The organism is Gordonia sp. LMA167, from assembly GCF_058130025.1.
Genome location: NZ_CM176708.1, coordinates 1,940,419 through 1,954,357 on the forward strand (window position 1 = coordinate 1,940,419; position 13,939 = coordinate 1,954,357).

Consider the following 13,939-nt stretch of genomic DNA (forward strand, 5'->3'; position numbering starts at 1 on the left):
GTGCGACGTTAGCCTGCTCGGTGTGAACGATCTTCCTGGCACCGCCTACGCCGACGATCTACGGATCGGTCATCGGTATCAGCTCGGCTCGCATGCCGTGACCGAGCCCGAGCTCGTCGACTTCGCCCGGCAATGGGACCCGCAAGGGTTTCACGTGGACAAGGAGATCGCTGACGGCGGAGCCTATGGCGGGCTGATCGCGAGTGGCATCCACACCATCGCCATCTATCAACGTCTGGCGGTCGAGGCCGCATTCTCCCGATGGAATGTTGTCGCCGGCCGCCGTCTGGGCGATGTCCGGTTTCTGCGCCCCGTTCGTGCCGGTGACACGCTGAGTGGCGCGATGACGATCGACGACATCATCTTCGACGACCGTCGCCGGGCTCTGGTCACCCTCACCGCCGAAGTGGTCAATCAGCACGAAGCCGCCGTGCTCAGCGCCGCCGTCGAGGTGTTCGTGCACGCGCGGTCATAGACCCGGCGCAATCGGCCCTGTACTCCTTTACTAGGATATGCAACTATCTTGTGAGGGAAACGGACGAATCTGCGAGGAGGCCGAGTCATGGTGGACGAACCGTCTGTGCTGTCGGCGATCGACAACGGGGTCGCGACGCTGACGCTGAACCGCCCGAAGTCGATCAACGCGCTCGACCATCCGATGGTCACCGCGATGGACGACCTGCTGCGGGCGTGGGCCGCCGACGGCAGCATCGATGCCGTGGTCCTCATCGGTGCAGGTGAGCGGGGCTTGTGCGCCGGCGGCGACATCGTCTCGATCCACCGCGATGCAGCGCGGTTGAGCGGCGCCGGTGCTGATGACGCCGACGCGGCCGCCTGTCCCTCGGCACAGTTCTGGGCCGATGAGTACCGCCTCAACGCCGACATCGCGCGCTATCCGAAGCCGTACGTCGCGATTATGGACGGCATCGTCATGGGGGGCGGCGTCGGGATCTCCGCGCACGCCAACACCCGGATCGTGACCGACCGCACCCGACTGGCGATGCCGGAGGTGGGCATCGGGTTCGTTCCGGACGTCGGCGGCACCCACGTCCTGGCCCGGGTGCCCGACAACCTCGGCGCCTACGCGGCGCTCACCGCCGGGTCACTGTCCGGGGCAGATGCCATCGCGATGGGGCTCGCCGACCACTTCGTCCCCGCCGATGACCTCGACGCCTTCCGGCAGGCCATCGGGGAGACCTCGGTCGCCGACGCGCTCGCGAAGTACGCCCAGCAACCACCCGAGTCGAAGGTGGCTGCGCAGCGCGACTGGATTCGCGACGCCTTTGCCGCCGACTCGGTCGCCGGGATCATCGACCGGTGCCGGGCCGTCGGAACCGAAGAGGCCGACAAGGCCGCCGCCACGATCACGGCGAAGAGTCCTCTCGCGCTGGCAGTGACCCTACGTTCGCTACGCGACGAGCAACCCACGCTGACCGACACGCTGCGTCGCGAGTACCGGGTCTCGCTGCGGAGCCTGCTCAACACCGACATGGCCGAGGGCATCCGCGCGCAGGTCATCGACAAGGACCGCAATCCGTCCTGGCGGCACGCCGACCACTCGGCGGTCACAGTGGCCGAGGTCGACGCCTTCTTCGCGCCCCTTCCCGACGAGCTGGAACTGACCATCAATGCTGCACCACAGGAGGATTCGAGTGTCTGACCTCGAGACGATCGTCGTCGAACGTGACGGACGCGTGGGCGTCATCACGCTGAACAGGCCGAAAGCCCTCAACGCACTGAACACGACCTTGATGCGTGAGGTCGTCGGTGCGGCGGCCGAACTCGATCGCGACCCAGATATCGGCGCCATCGTGATCACCGGCTCCCAGCGTGCGTTCGCGGCCGGCGCGGACATCAAGGAGATGTCGGCGAAGTCCTACAGCGACGTCGTCTCCGAGCAGTTCTTCGGCGCCTGGGACGATCTGTCCCGACTGCGTACGCCGCTGATCGCGGCGGTCACCGGCTATGCGCTCGGCGGCGGCTGCGAGCTGGCGATGATCTGCGACATCCTGATCGCCGGGGACAATGCGGTGTTCGGGCAGCCGGAGATCAATCTCGGCGTCATCCCGGGAATCGGTGGCTCGCAACGACTCACCCGCGCGGTGGGCAAGGCGAAGGCGATGGACCTGGTCCTCACCGGCCGGAACATGAAGGTCGACGAGGCCGAGCGCCTCGGTCTCGTGTCACGGGTCGTACCCGCGGAGGACTGCCTGTCCACGGCCAAGGAAGTAGCCGAGACGATCGCCTCGAAATCGTTCATCGCCGCGTCACTGGCCAAAGACGCGGTCAACCGGGCCTTCGAATCCGGACTCGCCGAGGGTATCCGGGCCGAACGTGCATTGTTCTATTCGACCTTCGCCACCGATGACCAGACCGAGGGGATGGCGGCGTTCGTGGAGAAGCGCGAACCGAAGTTCACCCACCGCTGAGCATTCGCCGCCTGATCCGTCATGGCGCGAAGATGCGCTGCAAGGCGGGCGCCACACCTCGGTCGTCGCGGATCGGCACACACCGTCCGTGACCGACGAGCGCGAGATCTCGTCCGAGATCCACATCGTGTTCGCCGGACACGTCGAGCAGCACATCGAGTCGGCCGACTGTGGCTGCGGCCGAACGTGGGTCAGGACCGGCGTTGTGGACGCAATCACTCAACAGCAGGACCCGCGCGTCGGTCGCCGACACCCCGCGCAGTTCGTCGGCCGCTGTCGCGAGCGCGAAGGCCACGTTCGTGAGTCCGCGCGCGGGCAGCGTGAGCAGCCCGTCGACCACCCGATCGGGGTCGACCGGTTCACCCAGTGGTGAGATCAGTGCGGCGTCCGACCAGAACGCGACGACGCCCACCGCATCCCGGGAGAATTCGCCGACCAGCGCGCCCACTGTGGCGGCGGCCGTACGGACCTGCTCGCCGCGGGCAGACCCGGAGATGTCGACCACCAGCATGACCGACGGTCGACGACGGACACGGAGCCGGACCAAGATGTCGTCGTCGGCCGGGAGTGGGTTCCCGGAGACCACCTCCAGGGTGGCGTCGAGGTCGATCTCGTCGGAGTCGCCTCGCCAACGCCTGGTCACCAGCGAACCGGTCGCCGACCGAGGCGCCTCGCGAGTGCGGATGATCTGCGCGAGAGCAAGTTTCCGTGCGATCCGCCGCGCACGCTCGCGGACCTCGTCGTCGGAGACCAGCGGTGCGCCGACGTCGTCGAGGTTGCCGCCTTCGTCGGTCTCGCCGGTGGGACCCGCCGAACCCCGACCCGCCAACCGCTGTTCGTTGCGGCCACGCGATCCGGCCAGGACCAGTCCGCCACCGCGAGAAGCCGGCACGAACAGGTCGGGCACGTCGTCAAGGTGCTTGGGCTTGCGCCGCAACGGCTTCAACGTTCGACGGCCGTGCCGGCGAGGTATGGATGACGGCTTCGTCAGCGGTGAATCCGCCTCGACGGCTCTTCAACCGGGCGCGGCGGCCGCCGGTCTGAGGAAGAAGTGGTCCTGCCAGATCTCGGTGAGGATACCCTCGGCGGTGGTGAAGGCGGTGTCGTCCAGATGGATCCGCCCCGACAGCGACACCTGCATCGCGTCGAGGAATGCCGACGTGTAGCCGTCCGGCAGATCGCGTGGGGGATCGACACTGTCACCGTCCGGGATCGGCACGCCACGCATCGCGCACAGCTGGGCGGCGACCATGGCGAGGTCGATGGCTCCGCGGACGCTGCTGCCTTGTCGAATGTCCTCACGGACTCGTGTCACCCGGGTGACGGCCACCGCGTCGGCAACAACCCGGGGCGCGACTGGGGCGGACCTTCGAGAGACGATCTCGCGTTCGGCATCCGCCTCCTGATAGCCGACGACGAGCCGACACATCCGGTCATGCACGGAGGTCGACAATCGGGTCGTGCCGACATTGTCGTAGGGGTTCATCGACGCGACGACCCGGAAGGTGGGCCGCGCTGTCACGGACCCGACGCGAGGGACGGTGATGATCCGCTCGGCCATCGCGGTCAGCAAGGTGTCGATGGTGTCCTCGGGCGCACGGTTGAACTCTTCGACGTAGAGGAAGCACCCGGCGCGCATCGCCTCCAGGAGTGGGCCGTCGACGAAGTTGTCGGCACTGTAATCCTCACGCAGCACCAGTGACGGATTGTGGTGGCCGACGAGCCGGCTCGGTGTCAGATCCGCATTTCCCTCCACGAGCACGAGGGGGATGCCCCACTCGGTGGTGATCGCCCGCAGCAGTGTGCTTTTCGATGTGCCGGGTGGACCCTCGAGGACCAGGTCGCGACCCGCCGCAACCGTTGCGAGCACCAGATCGAGTTCGCGCTCTCGGCCGACGACCTGCGCCGCGATCCGTGCTCGGATCGCGGCGAGGTCATCGGTGTCGTCGAGCGTCGATGGGTTGACGTTCACATCACCGGTTCCTGGTTGACGCCGGTGAGCAGCATGTGTCCGGCATCGACCGGGATGGTCACCCCGGTGACGGTGGCCGCGAGTTCCGAGTTCAGGTACAGCGCGGTGTTCGCGATGACCTCCGGAGGCATGAAACTGGTGCCCTTGAGTGCGTGGAAACCGTATCCGCCGGCGACGAGATCGTCTGGGGTACCGCCCTCGTGCCCGGCAAACATGTCCCAGGCCGCCTGCTGGTTGGTCATCGGTGTCAGGATCGCACCGGGATTGATGGAGTTACAGCGGATTCCATGCGGGGCCAATTCGAGAGCGATGTTCTTCATCAGTCCGATCACGCCATGCTTCGTCGCGACATAGTGTGCGTAGTTCATTCCCGGCTCGAGACCGTTCACCGACGACGTGATCACGATGGATCCGGTCTGCCTCTCGATCATGTGCGGAGCCACCGCCTTGGCGGACTTCCAGACCCCGGTCAGGTTGACATCCATCATGTCCTGCCACATGTCATCGGTCATCTCCCAGAACGGGGCGCGAGTCCAGATGCCGGCATTGGCGATGAGGATGTCGATCTTGCCGAACTCCGCGATGCCGGCGGCGACCGCCGCATCGAGTTGCGACTGATCGCGGACGTCGGCATCGAAGGACACCGCACGGCGGTCGAGTTCCTCGACCTGACGTACTGTTTCGGCCATGTCCTCGGCGGTGGCGAGAGGATAGTTGGCCGACTCGATCTGCTTGGTGATGTCGAGAAGGATGACGTCGGCACCTTCGCGCGCCGACGTCACGGCGTGTGCGCGTCCCTGCCCTCGTGCGCCGCCGGTGATGAGTGCGGTCTTGCCGTCCAATAAGCCCATGGTGACTCCTTTGTCGTCGGATTCGGTTGCGTGAAAGTGATCTACAGACGTCCGCCGGCGTCGACGACGTGCGTCGTGCCGGTGACGTAGCGCCCGTCGTCGGAGACGAGATAGAGGATGGCGTTGGAGATGTCGATCGGCTCGACCATCGGGACGGGTAGCCGATTCATCTCGCGCGCAGCCTCTTCGAAATCCGCACGGGTCGGGTGTTCGAGGTCGGGTCGGAACAGCTGGTAGGTGGCGTCATTGAGGATCATGTCGGTCGCCACCGTCGTCGGATGCACGGTGTTGACCCGAATGTTCTGCGGCCCCAATTCCTTGGCGAGCACCCGCATCAGGCCGATCAGTCCGTGTTTGGCTGCCGAGTAATGGGCGATGTTCTCGTTGACCGTGATCGCCGCCAGTGAGCTGGTGAGAACGACCGCACCACCACGGCCGCCGGCGACGATGTGGGGCACCGCGGCCCGGACCGTCTTCCACACGCCGGTCAGATTGATCTCGATCATGGTGTCCCACATCTGTTCGTCCATCTCGAGGGTGGGAGCCATGGTGCTGATTCCGGCGTTGGCGAGGACGATGTCGAGGCGCCCGAGTGCGGCAACGCCGTCGGCCGCGGCCTTCGTCAGCCCGGACAGATCCCGGACGTCGACCTCGGAAGCGATGATCCGCCGATCGAGCGCCTCGACCTCCTTGACGGTCTGTTCCAGGTCACCGGGGCGTGCGGTGGCGTAGGGAACGGTGTCGATCTGCTCGCTGACGTCGACTGCGATGATGTCGGCGCCTTCCTGTGCGAGCCGGATCGCGTGACTTCGTCCCTGCCCGCGGGCCGCTCCGGTGATGAAGGCGACCTTGCCATCCAACTTGCCCATCTGAAGTAACTCCTCTTCACCCCGACCGTGTGATCCACGTCTCAGCGCCACGATATGTCACACGGTGTCAAAACGCGGTGAAATCGCAAATCCCGTGGTGGCCGGGCAGTGATGCGACCATGATGCGATGGGAACCGAGACCACGCGCTCCGGAGTCGGCAAGTCGTCTGTCGATGCAGGTGTGGACCGTGGCGGTCGTCCGGCAAGTACCAGCGCACACGAACTCGCGGCCGCGGCGCAACGATTGTTCCTCCGTGACGGGTTCGACGAGACCAGTGTCGAGCAGATCGCGGCCGCGGTGGGGGTGAGCCGGCGTACCTTTTTCCGGTACTTCGCCACCAAGGCCGACGTGGTGTGGGTGGAGTCGGATGCCGAACTCGCCGAGTTCCGCAAGGCTCTCGAGTCGTCACCGCAGGCGGCCGAACCGGCGGATGTGGTTGCGCAGGCGTTCATCTCGGCGATCGACCACGGTCGGCCCGAAGCCGAATGGGCGCGTCAGCGCGCGGAACTGATCCTGAACACCCCGGCGGTGCAGGCGCATGCGAACGCCGTCTATCGACAGTGGCGTGCGGTCATTGCCGATTTCGTCGCGCGCCGCACCGGAGATCACCCCGACGGGCAGTATCCACTGGCCGTCGCGTTTGCCGTGCTCGCGGCGTCGTCGGCCGGTCACGAGCGTTGGCTCGCCCATCCGGACGCCGATCTGGCCGACTGTCTGCGCCCGATGTTCGCGATGATGATGCCGCGACGACCGCACGTCACAAACACCTAACAAGGTGTTCCTCGGCTTGGGCTTGGGTGGTGGCCACAGCTAGCATTTGTGACAGATGTGACAAATGTGACTGAAGGGGACTTGATGGTGGGCGCACGTTCGGGTCGGCGGTGGCGTGCGTGGGTCGGTGCCGTGACGGCTACCGCGGTCGCGCTGACACTCGGCGCGGCGGCCGCGTCGGCGGCCCCGACACCCGACCCGGCGGTGTCCCGGATCGACACGATCATCCATGACAACAAACAGCAGGTCACCGCGATCGTCTATTCGGCGGCGATGCGAAAGATGATCCCGATCACCGTGCTCCTGCCCCGTGACAACAGCAAGCCGCGGCCTACGTTCTACCTGCTCAACGGCGCCGGTGGCGGTGAGGACTCCGCGACGTGGGCGGCCAAGACCGACTACGTCAAGTTCTTCGCGGACAAGAATGTCAACGTGGTGACGCCGATCGGGGGTGCGTTCTCGTACTACACGGATTGGCGCCGCGACGACCCCGTCCTCGGCCGCAACAAATGGCAGACCTTCCTCACCAAGGAATTGCCCCCACTGATCGACAAGGAGTTCAACACAACGAAGGTCAACGCGATTGCGGGGATCTCGATGGCCGGGACGTCGGTGCTCAATCTCGCGATCGCCGCACCGCATCTGTATCGCTCCGTCGCCGCCTACAGCGGGTGTGCACGGACCAGTGATCAGTTGGGCCAAGCCTACATTCGGATGGTCGTCGCCGATCGCGGACAGGGCAACCTCGACAATATGTGGGGCCCGGTCGGCGGGCCGGGCTGGCATGAGAACGATCCGTTCATCAACGCCGCCAAGCTACGCAGCACCAAGGTGTACATGACCAGCGGAACGGGATTGCCGGGACCGTACGACCAGATGAATGCGCGGTTGGTGCAGGGCAATCCGTTGACGCTCGCGAATCAGGTGGTGCTCGGCGGCATCATCGAAGCCGCGGTCAATCAGTGCACGCAGGACATGGCCGGCCGCCTGCGTGGCCTGCGCGTCCCGATGAAGTTGATTGCGCGCCCGACCGGTACGCATTCCTGGGAGTACTGGGAGTCCGACCTGCGTCGCACCTGGCCGATGATCTCCGCCGACCTCAACCCGAAGCCGGCGAAGGCGGCGAAGGCCAAGAGCCCGGCGCCGGTTGGGCATTGATGTAGCGGGATCTCGATACGTCCTCGCCTGGCGGCTCGGACTACTCGATCAGCGGGGCCGTAGGTGATGAGCGGCAGCGAAGATCCGTATCGAGACGTCGTACCTGTCCGCTGGTCGAGTGGGTGATGAGCGGCAGCGAAGATCCGTATCGAGACCTCGTACCTGTCCGCTGGTCGAGTGGGTGATGAGCGGCAGCGAAGATCCGTATCGAGACCCCGCACGCCAGGAGACCTAGCTGATCCGGTCCTTGAGCAGCAGTCGGACGGTCAGCTCGAGACGGTTGGTCACGTCGGTCGCCGAGGCGCGGCGGGTCAGCCACTGCACCAGATTCGACATCCACACATCGGAGATGACACGCGCGATCGCGAGGTCCTCTTCGCCGGGCTCGCCTTCGTCGACCATCGCTCCGGCCAGCAGTCGGTCGATGATGCCGGCCACCTGATCGACCTCGGCGGTCGCCGAGGCGTCGGCGAACATGAACGCCCGCGTCATGGCCTCGGTGAGCAGCGGGTCACGTTGCATGGCGTAGGTGATCATGTCGAGCACGTGGCGCAGCCGTTCGATGGCGTTGTCGCCGCGCAGCTGAGAGCGGTCGACGCGCGATTCGACGCGCTCGAATTCGCGCGCCAGTGCGGTCACGAGCAGGTGCACCTTCGACGGGAAATAGCGGTAGAGCGTGCCGACGGCCACATCGGCCTTGTCGGCCACGGTCCGCATCTGGACGGCGTCGTAACCGCCCTTGGAGGCCAGGGCAAGCGTGGCGTCGAGAATGCGGCGACGGCGCTCGCGCTGAGCGGCCGAGCCGGTCTCGGTTCCTCCCGACGACGCGCCGGTCGTCGGGGCGGACGGCGCCGCCGATTCGACAGACGCGTTGGCCGGTGCAGATCGTGCCATGGGCTCGCAGACATCCTCACGTGATTCGGGACCCTGATGGGACCTGGTGCCGGGTGCCTACCGGTCGGCAACCACCCATGGCATATTAGAACAGGTTCTAATTGCCCGTCACAACCTGATAGACAGAGGATTCACGTGACAATCGCCACGTCAACCGAACAGATCGCAGTCCGTGACGCGATCGCAACCTGGGCGCGCGGCGTCCACACCACTGAACTCGTTCGTCAGGATATCGACAAACCGGCGGATCAGTGGGTCGGACTGCTCGGCCAACTGGCCGAGTTCGGTCTTTTCGCGGGTGCGCTCGCCGAGGAGCGCGGAGGATTCGGCGCCACGTTCACCGACGTCGCGGTGATGGTCGAACAATGCGGCGTCAGCCTCGTTCCGGGGCCGATCGGTCCGATGATCGCGGCTGCTCTCGGGCTCTCGCGGTGCACCGACGACCGTGCCGCTGACCTGCTCGCGCGCGTGGTGGCGGGTGAGCTGTCGGTCACCACGCCGGCGCGCGCGTATTCCGGTGACGAGTCGATGGCCTTACGTGATGGTGAGGTCGATCTGGGAACGGTGTCCGGCATCGTCGATGGCGACGCGCTGCTGGTGCCGATGAGTGTCGGCGGGCCCGACGTGGCCTGGTGGATCATCCCGCCCGGCGTGGGGACTCGCGACGTGGTGCCGCAGGGCGCGATCAGCGGCACCGAATCGGTCTCGCGGGTTCGCCTGAGGGGCGTCGATCCCGCCGAGATCATCGAGATCGCGGATGCGGATCTGGTCGCCGGCGTGCTGACGGCGACGCTCGCGGCCTACCAGAGTGGGGTGGCCCGCTGGTGTCTGGACACCGCGGTGGACTACGCCAAGGTGCGCACCCAGTTCGGTTCGCCGATCGGATCGTTCCAGGCCATCAAACACATCTGCGCCGATATGCTCTGCCGCAGTGAGGAGATCACCGCGGTGGCATGGGACGTCGCGCGGGCCGTGGATGCGGTGCTCGGCGATGACGGTGACGGGCGTGCCCGCGATCAGCTGCGCCTGAGTCGCCTCGCCGCCGATGCGGTGGTCGCCGAGGATGCCGTGGCCAATGCCAAGGACTGCGTGCAGGTACTCGGCGGCATCGGCTTCACCTTCGAGCACGACGCGCACCTCTACCTGCGTGCCGCGGCGACTGCCCGCGCCGCGCTGGGGCAGGGTGTCCGCCCTCGACGTGAGCTGGCGCGCCTCGGGCTCGACGGTGCCCGGCGCGAGTTCGAGATCGATCTGTCCGCGGTCGAGGATCGCCGCGAGGAGGTGCGCGACGCCGTCGCAGCGTTCGCGGCGACGGACCCGGACGAGCGGCGTGCGGTGATGGCCGAGACCGGTTACCTGATGCCGCACTGGCCGCGGCCCTACGGCCTCGATGCCGAACCGGCGTTGCAGCTGCTCATCGACACCGAGTTCGATCGCGCCGACATCGTGCGGCCCGACCTGGTGATCGGCGCGTGGGCGATCCCGACCATTCTGGAGCACGGAACCGACTCTCAACGGCAGCGATTCGTCGGTCCGACGTTGACCGGCGACATCGTCTGGTGCCAGCTGTTCAGCGAACCCGAAGCCGGCTCCGACCTCGCCGCGCTGCGGACAAAAGCCACCCGCGCCGACGGCGGCTGGCGCCTGCAAGGACAGAAGATCTGGACGTCGCAGGCGCACAACGCCGGCTGGGGGGTCTGCCTGGCCCGCACCGACCCCGAGGCGCCCAAACACAAGGGCATCACCTACTTCATCGTCGACATGAGTGCACCGGGCATCGACATCCGCCCGCTGCGGGAACTCACCGGCCGCGCGAACTTCAACGAGGTGTTCCTCGACGACGTCTTCGTCCCCGACGACTGCGTGGTCGGCGAGGTCAACGCGGGATGGCGGCTGGCGCGCACCACACTGGCCAACGAACGCGTCGCCATGGGTGGCTCGGGGCTGGGCAAGGAGATGGAGGCGCTGCTGCGTCAGATCGGTGGCATGGACCGTTCGCTGGAACCCGGTGAACTCGCCGACCTCGGAGCGCTCTTCGCACAGGCGCATGTCGGGCGGGTCGTCGATGCCCGGATGGTGACCCAACGGCTGGCGGGCCACGACCCGGGCGCGCTGTCGAGTGTGCGAAAGCTGATCGGCGTCCAGCATCGGCAGGCGGTGCCGGAATTCGCCCTGGATCTCCTCGGTGTCGACGGTGTCGCCGCGAGCGACGCGTCGGATGGCTTCCTGCAGAATCGCTGCCTCTCCATTGCCGGTGGAACCACCCAGATCCTGCGTACCGCCGCGGCGGAACGGATTCTCGGATTGCCCCGGGGATGAGCGGCCCGTTGGGGCCGCGAACGGTGTGAACGGGCAGTTGAGAGCCCATAGCGCCCACGTGGGCCACCCCATCTGATACAACTAGAACAGGTTCTAATTGTGGCAAGGAGGCAGTGGGGTGGACTTTGCCCTCGATGACACGGCGCTGGCGGTTCGGGACGCCGCTGCGGAGGTTTTCGCCCGGCATCAACCGGACTGGGAATCCAAGTTCGGTCAACGCGGTTTCGGGACCGCCGGTCCGGGTGCTTTCGATGAGATTCTCTGGCGGTCGATCAACGACGCGGGTCTGATGTCGCTGCCCCTGCCTGCCGATCTCGGTGGGGACGACGTGACAGTGGTCGACCTGCTGCCGCTGCTGCGGCGGATGGGTGAGTCAGCGGCGGTCACACCGGCGCTCGGGACTCTGGCGTCGGCGGTGCTCCTCCACGGAGCAGATGAGCACGCCCGCGCGAAGTGGGCCGGCACTCTCACCGGCGGCGCGTGGCATGCGGTCGCCGTCGGCGAACAGGGTGACGCCCTGACCGGCACACCCCGTACGACGATCCGAGACGGCCGACTCACCGGCACCAAGACCGGAGTCCTGCACGCCGAGGGGGCCGCCGCCCTGCTGGTGACCACCGACAGCGGCGTCGCGATCCTGGCGCCCGGTGCCGATGGCGTCTCCCTCACGCGGACCCCGTCGTCGAGCGGCTGGGGTGAATACACGGTGCGCTTCGACGGCGTCGCGGTCGAGGACGACGACGTCCTCACCGGGGATGGAGCTGCGCTGCGGGACCTCTACCGGCTCGCGATGTCGGCCTATGCCGACGGGCTGGTCGCCGGTGCCACCCGACTGACCGCCGACCACGTCACCCAGCGTGAGCAGTTCGGCAAACCGATCGCACTGTTCCAGGCGGTCGGGCAGCAACTCGCCGACATCTATGTCATTGCGCGATCGATGAATCTGGTGACCACCGCAGCGGCCTGGCGGATGACCGAAGGACTTGACGCCACACAGGATCTCGGTATCGCGAGCTACTGGCTGGCGGCGGAGGTCCCGGCGACCCTGCGGACGATGACCCACCTGCACGGCGGCATCGGCGTCGATGTCACCTACCCCCTCCACCGGTACTTCTCCATCGCCAAGGATCTGGCGCGGCTGATCGGCGGCTCTGACGCCAGGCTCGACGAGGTCGCCGACGACTCGGACGCGCGGCTCGACCCGAAAGTGCAGGCAGCAGATGTTCATTGATCTCACCGACGAACAACGTGCGTTGCGTGCTGAGCTACGAGACTATTTCGCCAACCTCGTCACCGCCGACGACGCCGAGGTGATGCTCACCGAACGACACGGTGACACCTATCGCAAGGTGATCCGGCAGATGGGCAAGGATGGCTGGCTCGGGGTGGGCTGGCCGAAAGAGTATGGCGGCAAGGGTTTCGGTGAGATCGAACAGCAGATCTTCACCAACGAGGCGGTCCGGGCCGACGTGCCGCTGCCGGCCGTCACCCTGCAGACCGTCGGGCCGACCCTGCAGGAACACGGGACCGAGGAACTCAAACGGAAGTTCCTCCCCGACATCCTCGCCGGTGAGGTGCACTTCGCGATCGGCTACACCGAGCCGGGCGCCGGCACCGACCTCGCGTCGTTGACGACCACCGCGGTGCGCGACGGTGACCACTACGTCGTCAACGGGCAGAAGATCTTCACCACCGGCGCCCACGACGCCGACTACATCTGGCTCGCGGTGCGCACCGACAAGGATGCGCCCAAACACAAGGGCATCTCGATCCTCATCGTCGACACGAAGGATCCGGGATTCAGCTGGACCCCGATCATCACCGCCGACGGCGCGCATCACGTGAATGCGACGTACTACAACGACGTTCGTGTCCCGGTGTCGATGCGTGTCGGGGACGAGGGTGGTGGTTGGCGGCTGATCACCACACAGCTCAATCACGAGCGCGTCATGCTCGGTCCGGCGGGGCGAATCGACGGACTCGCCGCGCGCATCCGTGCCTGGGCGCAGCAACCCGGCGCCGACGGGACGGTGATCGCCAAGCATCCCGACGTGCGGCGCGCACTGGCCGAGATCGAGGCGTACGCCCGTATCAACGAACTACTCAACTGGCAGGTCGCATCGACCGGTGAGGCCATCTCGATGGCCGATGCAGCTGCCACCAAGGTGTTCGCCACCGAGCGGCTGCAGCGCATCTGCCGACTGATCAACGAGATCGTCGGTCGTTACGGCGATTTCACCGAACCCGAGACGGCCGCATTGGTGGAATGGCTTGATGTTCAACAGAAGCGCCACGTGGTGATCACGTTCGGCGGAGGGGTGAACGAAGTGATGCGCGACATGATCGCCACGGCCGGACTCGGATTGCCGAGGGCCAAGCGATGATGCCCGGGGCGTGGGGTCTCGATACGCCTCCTCGCTGTCGCGAGCGCTCCCTCCGCTGGTCGACTAGTGGCGAGCGCTCCCTCCGCTGGTCGAGTAGCCCCGAGCACTCCCTCCGCTGGTCGAGTAGCCCCGAGCCGCTAGGCGAGGGGTGTATCGAGACCTCGCGTGCCGCCGGGTCTCGATACGCTTCCTCGCTGTCGCTCGTCAGCTACTCGACCAGCGGTGGGATTGCGTTTCGCGTGCCGGCCGAGGGGCGTATCGAGACCTCGCGAGCCGGCGGGTCTCGATACG

The 13,939-nt window shown here is 66.4% G+C and carries 13 protein-coding genes; 8 read left to right on the forward strand and 5 right to left on the reverse strand.

Translation table 11 applies throughout. The annotated features are described in order from the left end of the window. The first annotated feature begins 22 nt into the window (after positions 1–22). The 3 genes from ACVT6V_RS08705 to ACVT6V_RS08715 all read left to right on the forward strand — a co-directional run bounded on the left by ACVT6V_RS08705 (position 23) and on the right by ACVT6V_RS08715 (position 2,429). Positions 23–475, forward strand: coding sequence for a MaoC/PaaZ C-terminal domain-containing protein (locus tag ACVT6V_RS08705; RefSeq protein WP_489899408.1), 453 nt, complete (start codon positions 23–25; stop codon positions 473–475). 87 nt (positions 476–562) lie between these two features. Further along, positions 563–1,660, forward strand: a complete 1,098-nt coding sequence (locus ACVT6V_RS08710) for an enoyl-CoA hydratase/isomerase family protein (RefSeq protein ID WP_489899409.1) — start codon at positions 563–565, stop codon at positions 1,658–1,660. Beyond that, the gene (locus tag ACVT6V_RS08715) at positions 1,629–2,429 is read left to right on the forward strand and encodes an enoyl-CoA hydratase (RefSeq protein ID WP_489899410.1); all 801 of its coding nucleotides are present in this window, start codon (positions 1,629–1,631) and stop codon (positions 2,427–2,429) included. The genes ACVT6V_RS08710 and ACVT6V_RS08715 overlap by 32 nt, the downstream gene beginning before the upstream one ends. 19 nt (positions 2,430–2,448) lie before the next feature. Here ACVT6V_RS08715 and ACVT6V_RS08720 read toward each other — a convergent pair whose 3' ends face one another. From ACVT6V_RS08720 to ACVT6V_RS08735, 4 genes are all read right to left on the reverse strand, one after another. Then, positions 2,449–3,336, reverse strand: a complete 888-nt coding sequence (locus tag ACVT6V_RS08720; protein WP_489899411.1) for a vWA domain-containing protein — start codon at positions 3,334–3,336, stop codon at positions 2,449–2,451. Between the two features lie 108 nt (positions 3,337–3,444). Then, positions 3,445–4,353 carry an AAA family ATPase gene (locus ACVT6V_RS08725; RefSeq protein WP_489900755.1) on the reverse strand — a complete coding sequence of 303 codons (909 nt, stop codon included), beginning with the start codon at positions 4,351–4,353 and terminating at the stop codon, positions 3,445–3,447. 44 nt (positions 4,354–4,397) lie between these two features. Further along, complete coding sequence (locus ACVT6V_RS08730; RefSeq protein ID WP_489899412.1) at positions 4,398–5,252, reverse strand: mycofactocin-coupled SDR family oxidoreductase; 855 nt, start codon at positions 5,250–5,252, stop codon at positions 4,398–4,400. Positions 5,253–5,293: 41 nt separating this feature from the next. Beyond that, positions 5,294–6,121 (reverse strand): mycofactocin-coupled SDR family oxidoreductase, encoded by an 828-nt coding sequence (locus ACVT6V_RS08735; RefSeq protein WP_489899413.1) that lies wholly within the window; start codon positions 6,119–6,121, stop codon positions 5,294–5,296. 127 nt (positions 6,122–6,248) lie between these two features. On the opposite strand from ACVT6V_RS08735, the gene ACVT6V_RS08740 reads away from it, so the two are divergent. Then, positions 6,249–6,893, forward strand: coding sequence for an acyl-CoA-like ligand-binding transcription factor (locus tag ACVT6V_RS08740; RefSeq protein WP_489899414.1), 645 nt, complete (start codon positions 6,249–6,251; stop codon positions 6,891–6,893). An 84-nt stretch (positions 6,894–6,977) separates the two neighbouring features. Next, positions 6,978–8,051 (forward strand): alpha/beta hydrolase, encoded by a 1,074-nt coding sequence (locus ACVT6V_RS08745; protein WP_489900756.1) that lies wholly within the window; start codon positions 6,978–6,980, stop codon positions 8,049–8,051. Between the two features lie 231 nt (positions 8,052–8,282). On the opposite strand, the gene kstR is transcribed toward ACVT6V_RS08745, so the two are convergent. Beyond that, positions 8,283–8,945: a cholesterol catabolism transcriptional regulator KstR gene (gene kstR / locus ACVT6V_RS08750; protein WP_489899415.1), complete on the reverse strand. Its 663-nt coding sequence runs from the start codon at positions 8,943–8,945 to the stop codon at positions 8,283–8,285. Positions 8,946–9,080: 135 nt separating this feature from the next. On the opposite strand from kstR, the gene ACVT6V_RS08755 reads away from it, so the two are divergent. From ACVT6V_RS08755 to ACVT6V_RS08765, 3 genes are all read left to right on the forward strand, one after another. Continuing rightward, entirely contained in the window at positions 9,081–11,264 is a 2,184-nt protein-coding gene (locus ACVT6V_RS08755) for an acyl-CoA dehydrogenase family protein (RefSeq protein WP_489899416.1), read from the forward strand. A 118-nt stretch (positions 11,265–11,382) separates the two neighbouring features. After that, positions 11,383–12,495: an acyl-CoA dehydrogenase family protein gene (locus ACVT6V_RS08760; RefSeq protein WP_489899417.1), complete on the forward strand. Its 1,113-nt coding sequence runs from the start codon at positions 11,383–11,385 to the stop codon at positions 12,493–12,495. Next, a complete protein-coding gene (locus tag ACVT6V_RS08765; protein ID WP_489899418.1) occupies positions 12,485–13,648 on the forward strand; it encodes an acyl-CoA dehydrogenase family protein in 1,164 nt (387 codons plus the stop codon). The genes ACVT6V_RS08760 and ACVT6V_RS08765 overlap by 11 nt, the downstream gene beginning before the upstream one ends. The last annotated feature ends 291 nt before the right edge of the window (positions 13,649–13,939 follow it).